The sequence below is a fragment of the Microbulbifer sp. MKSA007 genome (genome assembly GCA_032615215.1).
Lineage (GTDB): Bacteria > Pseudomonadota > Gammaproteobacteria > Pseudomonadales > Cellvibrionaceae > Microbulbifer.
In genome coordinates, this window is record CP128433.1 from 2,203,496 (window position 1) to 2,216,404 (window position 12,909).

The window sequence follows — 12,909 nt, forward strand, 5'->3', positions numbered from 1 at the left end:
GCTGCTTGCCACTCTCTATATCGCGAGTTTTAAAAATAATATTACTATTCAGGCTAAGGTAAGTTCGAGATGAAAATACCTCTAGAGGTTCTAGTCTCTCCAAATTTGGGAATGTAGTGTTAAAGGGAGTAAATTATACGTATTAAAGCTACAATTCGGTTGCTACTTTAATAATTGCCATTTTGGTAAAATTGTATCTCTTAAGGAGGGGTAAGATAATTATTAACCTATAATATTATTCAATCTCTTGCCCACAAATATGGGTGTCAATATCTAGTGCTAGATTAAGCCCACTTAGCCTGCTCAATGTTTCTAAATCCAAGTGTATACCCGCATTGGCACTTATATATTGATGCTTGCAAACTGAAATATATGCCTTTGTTTTTTTTGTAAGCTCCCGGATAGAATCAGCTTCCTTTTCTAGTTCTTTTAATAATTCCAGTAGTTTCTCTTCTAGTCCATAAGCTTCGTTCATATTTGGTTCATAGGAAATCCGTGTGAAGTTATATTTTAATTTTTTATTTCTTTGCAAGTCACCTTTTGACCAGCCGGATAAGTTATCATAAGGAAGTATACTTGATAGATCTTCATAGCTGAGTGTTTCGGTTGCTGCTGTTAAATAGACACGATGCCCAGATTCTACCCATATCCATTTGATGTTTGGAATGCTTGATTTGGCAACATTTACTACGAGAAAAAAACGTTCATTCTTAATGTGGAAATACACAGCCACAGTGTCTTCATAGTGATTTAAATTCACTCGCGCTACTTTGGGATAGCCATTTTCAAGTTCGATTTCCATAACCTGCAAGTGCTGCATTGTTAGTTCAAATGTAGGTTTGTTAAGTTCTTGAGTAGCTGCTGAAACATACGGCTGCGGATCGGTCATTTTGTATTCAATGATAGGTGTCAGAAAAATAGAGTGGGCAGTAGTGTCAATAAAGGATGACAATCCTACTGCCCGATCACTAGTTATTTATACTTCAATAATCAGCACTAATCCAAACATTTTCAAAGTCGGTATAACCATAGATGGTAATATACCAAGTGCCCGATTGAGGAGCGTTCAAATCTATGGATTCATAGTTGCCCCAGTTTTCAGAAGCGTAGTCGGCATTTGATTCAGTGGCGGGTTCACCGTGCTTGATGTAGAGATCTGCATCACCAACGGAGTTGAATAGAGCTGCGCCCGTAGCTACAGAAAGCTGGGTCGCTCCTTCAGGAACTTCAATCTTAAACTCGAATTGATCTCCTGCATGGCCATTCAGGTCAGAGATAACCTCGCCGGGGATTAAAAATTCATCAGTAGATGATTCAGTAAAAGAGCCGACCAGGGATACTTGATCGAAGTCTGTATAGCCGTGGAGCATGACATGCCAGATTCCGGGAGTTGGGTTTGCTATAGCAACGGACTCCTCATTGCCACCTAAATAGGGCCGATAATCATAGACCGATTCAGTTGGTCTGCTAGCAAAACGAATATAGAGATCCGCATCGCCACTACCACCGGTTATCTCAAATGAAAGGTCGCTGGCATTTTCCGGTACTGTGATGGTGTAGAACAACGACTCTCCTGCACTGGCATTAAGACCGCTGACAGGTTTCTGATTAACCAGAATATTGTCGGACTGATCAGCCAGGGTTACCGTTGCCGTTAAATCTACACCCTCGAAGGAGCGTTCGATAGGAGACAGTAATATGTACCAGCGGCCGGTTTCCGGCGAAGTGATCTCAATATCTTCAATATTACCGCTATTTTCAGAACTGAAGTCAAAATCGGCTGGGGTAGGTTGGCGATTATAGGCCACGTACATATTCATTTCACCGCCCAGTTCATCGCCTGAATTGTCAGTAATAACTGTCAGGGTTTGAGCATTTTCGGGCACGTCAATATGGAATACTTTTTCGCCTTTGCTACTTAAGTTCTCTCGCGTTTTTGATGGGAGGAGAGTTAGCTCTGCCTCCTCATCACAAACTAATGAAATACCCCCTTTAGCGGGGCTGAAGCTAATGCTCCCTTCATTAAGATAAGAATCAATTAATTCAAGCGCTTCGCAGGAGTAGACATCGAGGAGATTGTCCGTAACATCAATATCAGTTAAGAAATGTCGATCCATTACCCACTCGAATTGCGCAGTATCCAAGTAGTTGCCGGCAATATTTAACGTTTCTAGACGTTTAGGTAATTCGGGTAACTCTGTGAGGTTTTCATTAACAGCGGTTAAGTGCTTTAAGTATCGGAATACGTGAATACCTTGCAGTGACTGGATTTCCCCGTTGCCAGGAGTGCGAATTTCTTCAATGCTTGCTGCTTCCAGGCTGTCAATTTCACCATCGTTGTTTGTGTCGAAATAGGACGTCAAATATGACTTGAATGCAGGGTCAGGAATATTAATATTGATCGTGCCATAGTGCGATGCTGCTGCAACCTGATCACCGCCGCCCAAGTCGATACGCTGGGCCATTATACGGCTGAAGTGCTCATAACCCGATTTAGGGATAATAGTCTCTTGCCCATTAACCGAAAATGCACGTGATGGATAGTGCATTACAGACAGGAAGTCATAGTTACTGTAGTTGTGGGTTTGCCGTATATCAAAATTGTGGACATACTCGGGTTTAATATTATCCTCAATGATTTCGACATATTCATCACGATCAGATCGCTGATGTTCATGCCTCATACCAATAACATGACCCAATTCATGGACAATAATGTACTTGGTATCCCAGTTGTTCATGCTGAAGAATTGCCCGCCGCCAGTCTTTCCAACCATGGAGCGGTTTTCAGTTCCGTTTCTTACGTGAACGTAGTCAGATTGATCAGTGCGTCTTAAAAATTGTAAGTCTGCAATTTCTTCCCAGACTTTGGTGGCGTCGATAAAACGCTGTTGATTTTCTTCAGTGACACTATCGTAAAAGTCGTAATATATGATTCCATCAGGCCACTTATTCGCTGATATTTCAACAGCGGACATAATGCTAACTTGACCGGAATCCTCTTGAACTGGCTCCAGCATATCTCCGGTCAGCTGGTATAGCTTGCCATCAATAATGACTTGGCTCGATTTGGGTTGCTCTTCCAATTGAGCAAACTCATTGCCGGTGTAGCTTGGTATCGTTATATCTACAGCCTGGCTGTATGCCATTGCAGACTGAAAAGTTAAAGTTAGGGTTGCTGAAATTCCCAGTGTGGTACTGGTAAATAGTTTCATTTTCATGTTCCTGCTTTGAAAATGTTTTTAAAGTTTTGCCAAACTTTTATCCATAAATAGTCGAGTAGGAGGCATGTCTGATTAACTCTGGCAACAAGTTAAATCAGGATGAATATGCCGCCGCGCGGGAGAATACCGATGTTTGGATTTGAGGTCGATAGGTGGTTTTAAGTTGATTCAGAATGCGAGATTTGATTCGTGGCATTTCTGGAAGGGCGAACTCACGAACGAGATAAAATGTAGAGGATGACTATCAATTTTCGAGTGTATATCTTGGTGTTATTAGCAATACTTGTGTTCTGAATATTAGGGATCACCCAGGTGCTTTGTTAGCTGGGTAAATAGTGCCAGATTCAAATCCACTTGCTCTAAACTACGAATATCTTCGAGACAATTTCATATGAATGAGTGGGGTCGTATCCAGTTTGAGGATATACGGCCACCTCAAGCAGTCGTACAAACCCCTCAAATTGAACAACAAATGGCCTGGAAGGCAGTAGGGTACCCTGTTAGCCTCTCTTGCAAGCTAGATAGGAAGGAGCGGGCCTATGCAGGAGTCGGATGTTGCCAATCGGCTAATCGATGCGGCGCGAGAGTGCTTTTTGAACGATGAGTACCACCGGGTCACAACTCGCCAGATCGCTGCTAAGGCTGGAGTGGCGGTATCGATGATTCGATATTACTTCGGTAGCAAGGATGGCCTCTATGAAGATATGATCCGCCAAACCCTTCTGCCATTGATCGAGGCCGTAGAGCAACTCAGCCTTGATGGCGATTGGGATTTTGGAGATTTCTTTGCCCTTTACTACTCCACCATGCAAGAGAATCCCAAGTTTCCGGCTCTGATCCTGAAAGTCATGGCCCTTAATCAAGGCCCGGGGAAAAATGTGATCCGTCAGCTCCTGGAGCGGGGGCGCCAAAGAGGTTCTCGGCGGTTAGCTGAAATTAAAGGTGAAGAAGCCGAATCTGAAGACCCCAAGTATGATTTGCTCAGGATTTCATTTGTCAGTTTGGCTATGTTGCCGATGTTGGCCAAACCCGTCCTGGAAGAGCAGATGGGGCACGTTATGGACCCCGATTTCTTAAAACAGCTTGCAGAGTTTAATGGCCGACTTCTGAAGTCAGGTTTGCAAAGCTTATAACGATATGGCCTCAGCAAGTTGAGGCCGGTCCCTTATATCTATTTTTAATCAGATGTTATTTCTGAGGAGTTCTTATGCCCCAGTCGATGCAAAGAAATAGGGCCGTAAATTGGGTCTTTCAACGCGCTTCTAATATGATTAATAGTATTTGTAATATTCCTAATGCTCTGATGCCGCCTCCATTTCGAGTAATGCAAATTGGATCGCTATTTTGGCAGTCTAGATGTCTGTATACGGCTGTCCGATTAAATATAGCTGATCATATTAACGGTGAAGTCGTTCCAGTAGAAAAACTGGCAAATGATTGTAATGCAGATAAAGAGCATCTATATCGATTGATGAGGATGTTGTGTGCAATGGGGATTTTTAAGGAGGTAAAAGCAAGGCACTTTTCACATAATCGAAACTCTGAAGTGTTGCGCAGTGATGCCAGCAACAGCGTAAGAAGCATGGTGCTTATGCATAACTCCCCTGAGTTCAGTAAGCCTTGGTTTAATGGGTTTGAAGACCATATTAAAGATGGGAGTGTGCCTTTTGAAGGTGTTTATGATCAGGAAATGTTTGATTATATGAATGATCATCAATCTGTTAGCACGCTGTTTTCGGACGCTATGGATACCGTTGATAATCTTACCGGGCTACAGTATTTACAAGATTTTGATTGGAGCAGGTTTGATAGAATTATTGACTTGGGTGGGGCAAAAGGCAGCAAAAGTGCGAGTGTCCTCTCTTCATATAAAAACATAACGGCGATGGTGGTCGACAGGAATAATGTTGAGGGGACGGCAAGAGAGTACTGGAAAAACTCACTGAGTGATTCAGTTGAAGAGCGATTGGACTTCTTCCCAGCAGATATTATTAACGATAGGCTGCCGGTAGCTAATAGTGATAAGGATATCTACTTGTGTACGGCCGTTTTCCACTTGCTGAATGACAGTAAGGCAAAGCGACTCCTCAATAATATTTACTCTGCCATGCAAGGGCAAAATGCTACGCTCGCCATTGTTGACGCAGTATTACCTGAGAAGGGCGCAGACCTTAATTTGGCTGCCATGGACATGCAGATGTTGATGGGAACTCGTGGGCGGGAGCGAACGTTGAGTGAATGGAATCAACTGTTTGGTGATAGTCCTTTCTACTTGGTGGAGACAGTCTCCGTGCGTACCTTTGCAAAACTGATGGTGTTGAAAAAGAGAAAGGGTTAGGTGCTAAGCAGTAAGTGGGTGTCAACAAGCGCAATGTTATTAATCGTGAAAATGAAAAAACATTGCGCTTATTGTATTGGTGGCACGAATAGTCTGCTTATCAACTATAGATACGCCAGCAAGCCAATATCCGTAGTAGCTTAAAGTGCAGTATCACCTGTATTGGTTTTATATACGCCTATATTTACCTATAGCCTCTTTCTGCTAGTCGACTAAGGTTTCGGCCTTTGGTGTCTCAGTGGATATTACAGAATTACTTAGGGGGCTCTGAGCCAATATATTTGAAATTACTGGATCTTAGCTATGTATCTAGTGTCCCGTCTAATAGGCAGCTTGCTAGTTTTATCGGTTATTTATGTGGGGTATGTTTGGGCTGATCTTGAGGATCGAGAGCTAGTTGCTGGGGTTACTTATGATATTCCAGGGTTGGCGTATAGAGAACCCTCTTCTGGCGCTATAGAAGGCTTTGAGCCTGACCTGGTCAGGGCAATTGGGGAGAAGTTATTTGGCGGCCCTGGCTATATAAGGCTAACCCGTGTGCTGGATGAGGATCGTATAAAGGCACTTGAAGACGGAAGAGTGGATATGGTGGTATCCCAGTTTACCATCACTCCAGAGCGCGAAGAAAAAGTGGACTTTTCGATTCCTTATTACGTCACTGGGGAGGGTTTATTGGTCCATAAAGATAGCGATATTGAGAGCTTTATCGATCTGGAGGGTAAGATAATTGCTGTTACTAAAGGCTCACTTTCCCTAAAAAGAATGCGTGCTGTCCTGCCGTCATTGGAGGGGGCAAGATTGGTTGTAGCGCCCACAAGCTCAGCGACCTTAGAGGCTGTTCAAAGCGGAAATGCTGATGCTGCCTCCAATGACATTATTAACCTGGTACTTTTGCGTAAGGCATCAGCCTATCCGACTTTATATCGTCTGGTGAATATTAGTGGAGACTTCCCGCCAAAGCCCTTTGGTATCGGTGTTAAGAAAGGGAATAAGGAACTGCTCGAACGACTAAATGCCGCTCTAGAGAGCTTAAAGGAGAGTGGGGAGATCAATAGAATGCTGGATAAGGCCGTTTCCAGTGTGGGGTCAGAGAATGACCCTGATGATACCTTCAGCGGCTCACAGTAGAGTAGTCGCAGAACTATCCGTACAGATAAAGTCTAATTAGGGGCGATATGACTACTAAATCCTCCAGTGCCTTCTTTTCTTTGCTTTTCAGCTCAGTCCTTTTCTTGGCTATTACTTACAACAATTATCTACTGGGGAATTCCCCGATGCAGGCTACCCATTCGATCTTGGTGGAAACGGATGCACATGAAGGGCTTGTTTATGTACCCTCCCAGAAACGTCTCTACTTCACCAGTGTTCCAGATTTAGAGATTGAGAATCCACAGATAGCGATCCGTTACTACGACTTTATTACTGGCGAAGTTGTAACCTGGAAACACCGAAGCAATATGGCAAACAGCATGTGGCTTAGCAATGACGGTGAACATTTACTGGTTGCAGAGCAGGGGAAAGGAGCAACCCCGGGCGCTATCAGCCGCAGAAGCCTTTCAGGCGGGCAACGAGAAGTGCTAGTAGATGCCTATAAAGGTAAGCCATTTAATTCACCCAATAAAGTTGTACAGTCACCCTCTGGCTGGATCTACTTCACCGATCCAGATTATGGCTACAACCAAGGCTTCAAGCCTGAGCCAATGTTAACGCCAGCTGTCTATGCTTTTGATCCTTCAACAAAAAAGTTAATTCGCTTGTCAGCGGAGTACATGATGCCTCATGGGTTGGCAATCTCCCCAATAGGCAACCAAATCTATATTGGTGATACTGCAGCTATCGATGGAAAGAATCCTTACAACCCCAAAAAAACAAAAGACATTTATGTAAGCGCTTTGCCATCCCCGGAAAAATTGGAAGAGAAGCAATGGGTGTTGTCGGTACCAGTAGGGATTCCTGATGGTTTTATTGTTACTGGCCCCAAAAATGATCTGTGGGTGGCGGCAGGTGACGGACTGCGACACTATCGAGAGAACGGCTCCCTGGTTAATCTTTACCCTGTTCCCGGCGGTGTATATAGCGTAGCAACTGACGGTAAAGCAATTTACTCATCAAGTAATACCGCTATATGGAAGACAATTCCCCGAGGGGAAGAGGGGGGATAGTTCCTCTTACTTTTGGAGTGTTATTACCTGTTCGATCTGTCTAGCTACGGCAAGTAGTGCCAAATCCGCTCCAGGTAACCCATCTATCTCCAGGCCCACCGGTAATCCATTGGTACCAGGCCCGATGGGGATGCTGATGCTTGGGGCACCGGTAACTGGTGCGGAGACATTGTTGTATATCAGTGTGTCCAGGGTGGGGAGTGTCTGTCCATTTAGCTCCAGTTGGTATGAGGATGTTTCCAGGGGTTGCGCTTCGATTGGCGCAGTTGGAAATACGATCGCGTCCAGTTGATGCTGCTGGATGATCTTCGAATAGCTGTCGCGCACAGCAGGTAACTTCTTTAAGGCCGCTTGATAGGCTGAGTCTGGCGGTGACTTAGGCCCGAGCACTGATTCCTGATAGACCGCTTTCACATCCTCACTCTTGATCATTGCTACCAAACCCTCTAGTTGAGTTTGTGGTTGATAATTCGCCAGGAAATGCCCCATGGCTGTCCGCATCTGATGAAACCCGATGGGAAATCCGATTTCGAGAGCGGCGCTGACTATTGGCGAAAGGTCTACTTCTACCAGGTCTACTCCGGCATCAATAAGGGTACTTATTAGAGCCCTGAAAGACTGGCTTACTCCAGGTGAGAGGTTGTCAAATAGAGGATGGGCTAGCCCCAAGCGCAACTGATTGATTGGCTTGCATTGGGGTACGGAGACCCCTGTCATCACTTCAAACAGATAGATGGTATCTTCGACACTAACAGCCATAGGGCCGATTGTGTCAAATGCAGGCACAGAGGGTACGACTCCGTGGCTGCGAAGGCTGCCAGTTGAAGGGCGAAAGCCAACAATACCAGTTAACGCCGCCGGTAATCTGACGGAGCCGGCGGTATCGGTGCCGAGGCCAGCGGGCACAATCCCCGCAGCTACAGCAACAGCGGTGCCCCCCGATGAACCGCCGGGGAAGCAAGCGATGTCCCACGGATTCCTTACGGCACCAAATGCAGCGTTATTGGAGGTTACGCCAAAGGCAAGTTCATGTAGATTGGTCTTCCCAACCACTATGGCCCCACATCCCTCGAGTCGCTCAACCACTGGGGCAGAGGACTCCGGCAGAAAGTTCATGCCAAGGGTCCCAGCAGTGGTATGCATACCCTTTACATTGATGTTGTCTTTAACAACGATGGGGATACCGGCAAGGGGCCTACGGTGGCTACCGGAGGCCAATTCCCTGTCAATGCATTTGGCTTTTTGAAGGGCGCTATGCCGATCGAGGCAGATAAAAGCATTGAGTTCGGAATGAGCAACTGCATTGTCACAAGCTTCTTCAATCAGTGATACTGCGCTAATCTTTCTTGCGAGCACTATCTCCACAAGCTCATGAAGGGAAGTCGTCATAGTTTGCTTACTAGCTTCTGATTGTACTTGGGATCTTAGATCATAGAGAGGAAGAAAGTGGGACGATAAGAATGATATTGGCTAATTTGATAGCACTAGCCTTGATCTCACCGAGGTGTATCTGATGGTGAGGAGTGAGCAGCGCGTTTCTGACCGTTGAAAATATGAGGGTTATGGGTTTTGAAAGTTGATGTATTACTGTTTGATCTCGGCGGCGTACTAATAGAGCTAAAAGGCCGTCCATTACCAACCGGTAAAGCGCCTGTGACTGATGTTATTATCTCCGGTCCGGTAAGGCAGTTTGAGAGAGGAGAAATCACCACAGAAGAATTTGCAAACGCTTTAAAGTCTCAATTGGAAATAGAGGAATCGATAGAGACGATAATCGATCATTTCACAAACTGGCCTACGGGATTCTATCCAGGAGCAATTGAATTACTCAGTTCTCTAGAGAAAAATTACAGAGTGGCCGCATTGACAAATACCAATGAACTTCACTGGCCACGCATCACTCATGAATTTAATGCACATAACTATTTGGGCCCAATATTCGCTTCCCACCTTATAGGTATGGCAAAGCCCGATGAAGCATTTTTCAAGCACGCGCTTGAGCAGCTGGAAGTTGAAGCCAGTAGTGTTGTCTACATGGATGATATCCCTAGAAATGTAGAGGTGGCGAATAAGGTGGGTATGAATGCGTTTCATACCAAGGGCTTTGATTCGGTGTTGGAGGTTCTAGAGCGTATTAATATTCAAGAGAAGAGCTACAAAAATTAAGATAGATGGGGAGTCTAACTGACCACCTTGAGAGGATAATTTTCTAATTTCTGAAATCTATTCATCCTCCCCAGCAACATACCCTCAAGATGATTGCTGCTATCTAAATTAGCATTTTCAGGGGGCACTCATGATTCGGCTTACTCAATTATCGGGGCAAGCAATATGATTTATGCCAGTTAGTAAGCGCCAGCTTGGTTAAATATGATCATGGTGAGTGTTATTTCTGAGTTAGGCTGAAATTTTGTGGGAAACACCCTGAAATCATTGGGTTACGTGAGCAGGGCGAAATTGAGATAGTAGTCATAGTGATCGTTTTTGTAGTTTGTTCGATCGTGCCATTTTAATATAACCACTTGATTTTCTATGGGAAACTGTAGTGGTGGCGGTAGATTGATTATGAGATAGTAGTCAATATAATAGTGATCAGAATGATTACTATATAGCTGTTGTACAAACCCGCTGCGCGGGAGTGGTGCCACTTTTAAATTATAAGAGGCATTTTAGAAAATGCATAACCGGGTATTGCAAAATATATTTTCTGCGTACAGTGGTTATTTATCTAAAACTGCGCAACCACTAAAAAATTTAAAGGCTATCTCCTCGATACAAGAATGCCGTACAAAATCGATGGGAAGCAGTTATTATCGTTGTAAGCACAACCATGTCACTGAACAGCATCATTCTTGTAGGCATAGAAGTTGCCCCCTCTGCTCAGGCAGAAAACAGCTCCAGTGGGTTGATCAGCAGCGTCGTAAATTATTTGATACAGAACATTTTCATGTGGTCTTTACTATACCTCATGAGTATCTGCCGTTATGGCAATACAACGAAGAGAAGCTTACAGATATACTCTTTTTGTCGAGTAAAGAAACCCTGTTTGAATTAATGGCGAGTAAAGACTATCACGGAGTAACTCCCGGGATGCTTATGGCTCTGCATACTTGGGGAAGACAGTTAACTTTACATCCCCATATACACTGTTTGATAACTGCTGGCGGCTTGACTTTAAGGGAAAAATGGAAAGAAACAGGTGAATATTTATTGCCTGTGCGAGTGGTTAAGAGTCTTTATAGGGGAAAATTTCAAGCGCTTTTATTAGAACAGTATCGTGCCGGGTTACTCAAGCTTCCTCCCAGTTGGTCAATTGGCCAGTTTGATATCCTCTTTAAAGCTTGCTATCGCAAGGAATGGTCGGTTCGTATTCAAGAACGGTATGAGCATGGTCAAGGCGTTCTGCTGTATTTTTCACGCTACATCAAAGGTGGCCCGCTTAAGCCAAAGCAGATATTAAACGTGGATCATAAGGGGCTGGATTTTCGTTATTTTGATCACCGTGACCAGCGACGTAAGCAACTTCGGTTAAAGCCTCAGGAGTTCTTAAGACGTGTCTTGCAGCACATACCTCCAATAGGAAAACACATGGTACGGAGTTATGGATTATATGCTGGGTGCAATAAGAAAAAGCACGATCTATGTAGTAATCAAGTGGGTTTAATGAAAGATCAACGACTCCCAGCTGGATTGCAAATCCAAGATCTGATGGTAGAGTGTGGGCAGTGCCATGAATCTACAAAGTTGACTGGCCGAGTGTGGTCTAAGGCGAAAAAAGGAATTTCCTTTATAAAGGGGGCGGCTCGGCAAGATAGTGCCGGCGGGAATGTACAACATGGCGATGAACCAGACACTGCAGGAATGGGCCTCTTTAGTTCGGCCTAAATTCAATGCCAGGTCATTTTTTTTACCGCCTGCAGTGCAGGTTATCTAAGCGTTAGAAGTACGAAGGAGAATTCGTGGGGCATCATATAGAAGCAATTGTAGCCAAAGGCGATATCGATGCAGAGCTACTAAGGAAATTCGAGTTGCCGTGTGTCAACCATGAGGGGTTCTCGATCGTAGGTCTAAATGCAGGGCATTCAGATCATTGGGCAGAAAAACTGTTAATATCAAATGAAAGTAATGGGAAAATTGTTTTAAACTGCCCTGTTACCCATTATTTTGCTAAAGAGCTGGGCTTAAAGAGGTATGCAATTATTTTTACCGACTACTTTGGTGGTATCGGTAAGCAATACGCTGCGGTGTATTCTGATAGTAAAGTTGTAATGGAAGAAACTGAAGGCGGTATTAACCAAGCATTAAGAAATATTGGTGTATTCAAGAAAAGAGATCTAGACGAGTTTGATACGATCTGTCTTGGTCGCTACAGGTCATTTGATGAGCACTTTGCACAATACTTCTAACAAGTTTGTCAAACACCGCTACACACCTTCGGTGCTCCGCTGGACTCGCTCTTGCGTCGCTCGCCGTTTACAAAAGCGTTAGGGCAATTGGTAGATGAACGTATTTAAGAGGTTAGAAGAGCTCAGTAATGATGGTAGCTTCTACCTGAAGGCCTTTGATTTGAGTTTTCAACCATTTGAAGTAGAAAGTGATCTTTCTATCTTTAGTGCTCTAGCTACTGAGCTTGAAACCGAACATGCAGGTTATGAAACTCTGCTACTTGATGTGAATTGGCGTTCGCACTTAATTGCATGTATGTGCCTCATTGTCTCGGAGAATAAGTCGCACCTGGAAGAGCTAAAGAACCGCTTCAAAAATGGTAGTATGGTTAGCCCACAAATTGCTGTTGCAATGGCTCGCCTTCATTTCAGGGAAATGATGGACTTTTTCCCAGCTATATAAATGGCGGGCATGGGCCGGAGTCTTCTACCCAGATAGGGGCGGCACTAGTACTCTTGCAATCGATGTTCGTGCGTGAATTCACGTTTCCAAAATCACAGCTGAACATCGAGCGTTTCTACTTAGGGCTGTCGGTTGCACAGCATCATTCTGGGTTTTGGCTTAAGCATAGAGGCAGTGCCCGGGGTTAGCCCTAACAAAGCGCTGCAAGGCGACGTCTTACTTTGTGCACTTTATGCGCAGTCGCTTTGCTCCTATTTTCGCGCATAAAGCGCCCAAAGTAAGCCGCCTCTGAGCGCGGCGCTAAGTTTTATACACAAGTTTTTTCAGTTTTATTATA

The 12,909-nt window shown here is 44.4% G+C and carries 11 protein-coding genes; 8 read left to right on the forward strand and 3 right to left on the reverse strand.

What is annotated here, in order from left to right; translation table 11 throughout:
• Positions 1-235: 235 nt before the first annotated feature.
• Entirely contained in the window at positions 236-889 is a 654-nt protein-coding gene (locus QT397_12690) for a DUF4279 domain-containing protein (protein WNZ58149.1), read from the reverse strand.
• 94 nt (positions 890-983) lie between these two features.
• Entirely contained in the window at positions 984-3,215 is a 2,232-nt protein-coding gene (locus QT397_12695; protein ID WNZ58150.1) for a M12 family metallopeptidase, read from the reverse strand.
• 548 nt (positions 3,216-3,763) lie between these two features.
• On the opposite strand from QT397_12695, the gene QT397_12700 reads away from it, so the two are divergent.
• The 4 genes from QT397_12700 to QT397_12715 all read left to right on the forward strand — a co-directional run bounded on the left by QT397_12700 (position 3,764) and on the right by QT397_12715 (position 7,724).
• Positions 3,764-4,357 carry a TetR/AcrR family transcriptional regulator gene (locus QT397_12700; protein ID WNZ58151.1) on the forward strand — a complete coding sequence of 198 codons (594 nt, stop codon included), beginning with the start codon at positions 3,764-3,766 and terminating at the stop codon, positions 4,355-4,357.
• 74 nt (positions 4,358-4,431) lie between these two features.
• Positions 4,432-5,562, forward strand: a complete 1,131-nt coding sequence (locus QT397_12705; GenBank protein WNZ58152.1) for a methyltransferase — start codon at positions 4,432-4,434, stop codon at positions 5,560-5,562.
• A gap of 303 nt (positions 5,563-5,865) precedes the next feature.
• A complete protein-coding gene (locus tag QT397_12710; GenBank protein WNZ58153.1) occupies positions 5,866-6,690 on the forward strand; it encodes a transporter substrate-binding domain-containing protein in 825 nt (274 codons plus the stop codon).
• Positions 6,691-6,836: 146 nt separating this feature from the next.
• Positions 6,837-7,724: an SMP-30/gluconolactonase/LRE family protein gene (locus tag QT397_12715; GenBank protein WNZ58154.1), complete on the forward strand. Its 888-nt coding sequence runs from the start codon at positions 6,837-6,839 to the stop codon at positions 7,722-7,724.
• A 6-nt stretch (positions 7,725-7,730) separates the two neighbouring features.
• Here QT397_12715 and QT397_12720 read toward each other — a convergent pair whose 3' ends face one another.
• A complete protein-coding gene (locus QT397_12720) occupies positions 7,731-9,113 on the reverse strand; it encodes an amidase family protein (GenBank protein ID WNZ58155.1) in 1,383 nt (460 codons plus the stop codon).
• Between the two features lie 180 nt (positions 9,114-9,293).
• Between QT397_12720 and QT397_12725 the strand changes: the two genes are divergently transcribed.
• The 4 genes from QT397_12725 (at position 9,294) to QT397_12740 (ending at position 12,572) form a co-directional block, all read left to right on the forward strand.
• Positions 9,294-9,890, forward strand: a complete 597-nt coding sequence (locus QT397_12725) for an HAD family phosphatase (GenBank protein ID WNZ58156.1) — start codon at positions 9,294-9,296, stop codon at positions 9,888-9,890.
• A gap of 510 nt (positions 9,891-10,400) precedes the next feature.
• On the forward strand, positions 10,401-11,609 hold the full coding sequence (locus QT397_12730) for a transposase (protein WNZ58157.1): 1,209 nt from the start codon (positions 10,401-10,403) through the stop codon (positions 11,607-11,609).
• A 74-nt stretch (positions 11,610-11,683) separates the two neighbouring features.
• Positions 11,684-12,130: a hypothetical protein gene (locus tag QT397_12735; protein ID WNZ58158.1), complete on the forward strand. Its 447-nt coding sequence runs from the start codon at positions 11,684-11,686 to the stop codon at positions 12,128-12,130.
• A 94-nt stretch (positions 12,131-12,224) separates the two neighbouring features.
• A complete protein-coding gene (locus QT397_12740) occupies positions 12,225-12,572 on the forward strand; it encodes a hypothetical protein (GenBank protein ID WNZ58159.1) in 348 nt (115 codons plus the stop codon).
• The last annotated feature ends 337 nt before the right edge of the window (positions 12,573-12,909 follow it).

What these genes read in the sequence shown, in the direction of transcription:
- QT397_12690 (WNZ58149.1), bottom strand. Translation starts at nt 889, where the DNA reads ATGACCGATCCGCAGCCGTATGTTTCAGCAGCTACTCAAGAACTTAAC.
- QT397_12695 (WNZ58150.1), bottom strand. Translation starts at nt 3,215, where the DNA reads ATGAAACTATTTACCAGTACCACACTGGGAATTTCAGCAACCCTAACT.
- QT397_12700 (WNZ58151.1), top strand. Translation starts at nt 3,764, where the DNA reads ATGCAGGAGTCGGATGTTGCCAATCGGCTAATCGATGCGGCGCGAGAG.
- QT397_12705 (WNZ58152.1), top strand. Translation starts at nt 4,432, where the DNA reads ATGCCCCAGTCGATGCAAAGAAATAGGGCCGTAAATTGGGTCTTTCAA.
- QT397_12710 (WNZ58153.1), top strand. Translation starts at nt 5,866, where the DNA reads ATGTATCTAGTGTCCCGTCTAATAGGCAGCTTGCTAGTTTTATCGGTT.
- QT397_12715 (WNZ58154.1), top strand. Translation starts at nt 6,837, where the DNA reads ATGCAGGCTACCCATTCGATCTTGGTGGAAACGGATGCACATGAAGGG.
- QT397_12720 (WNZ58155.1), bottom strand. Translation starts at nt 9,113, where the DNA reads ATGACGACTTCCCTTCATGAGCTTGTGGAGATAGTGCTCGCAAGAAAG.
- QT397_12730 (WNZ58157.1), top strand. Translation starts at nt 10,401, where the DNA reads ATGCATAACCGGGTATTGCAAAATATATTTTCTGCGTACAGTGGTTAT.
- QT397_12740 (WNZ58159.1), top strand. Translation starts at nt 12,225, where the DNA reads ATGAACGTATTTAAGAGGTTAGAAGAGCTCAGTAATGATGGTAGCTTC.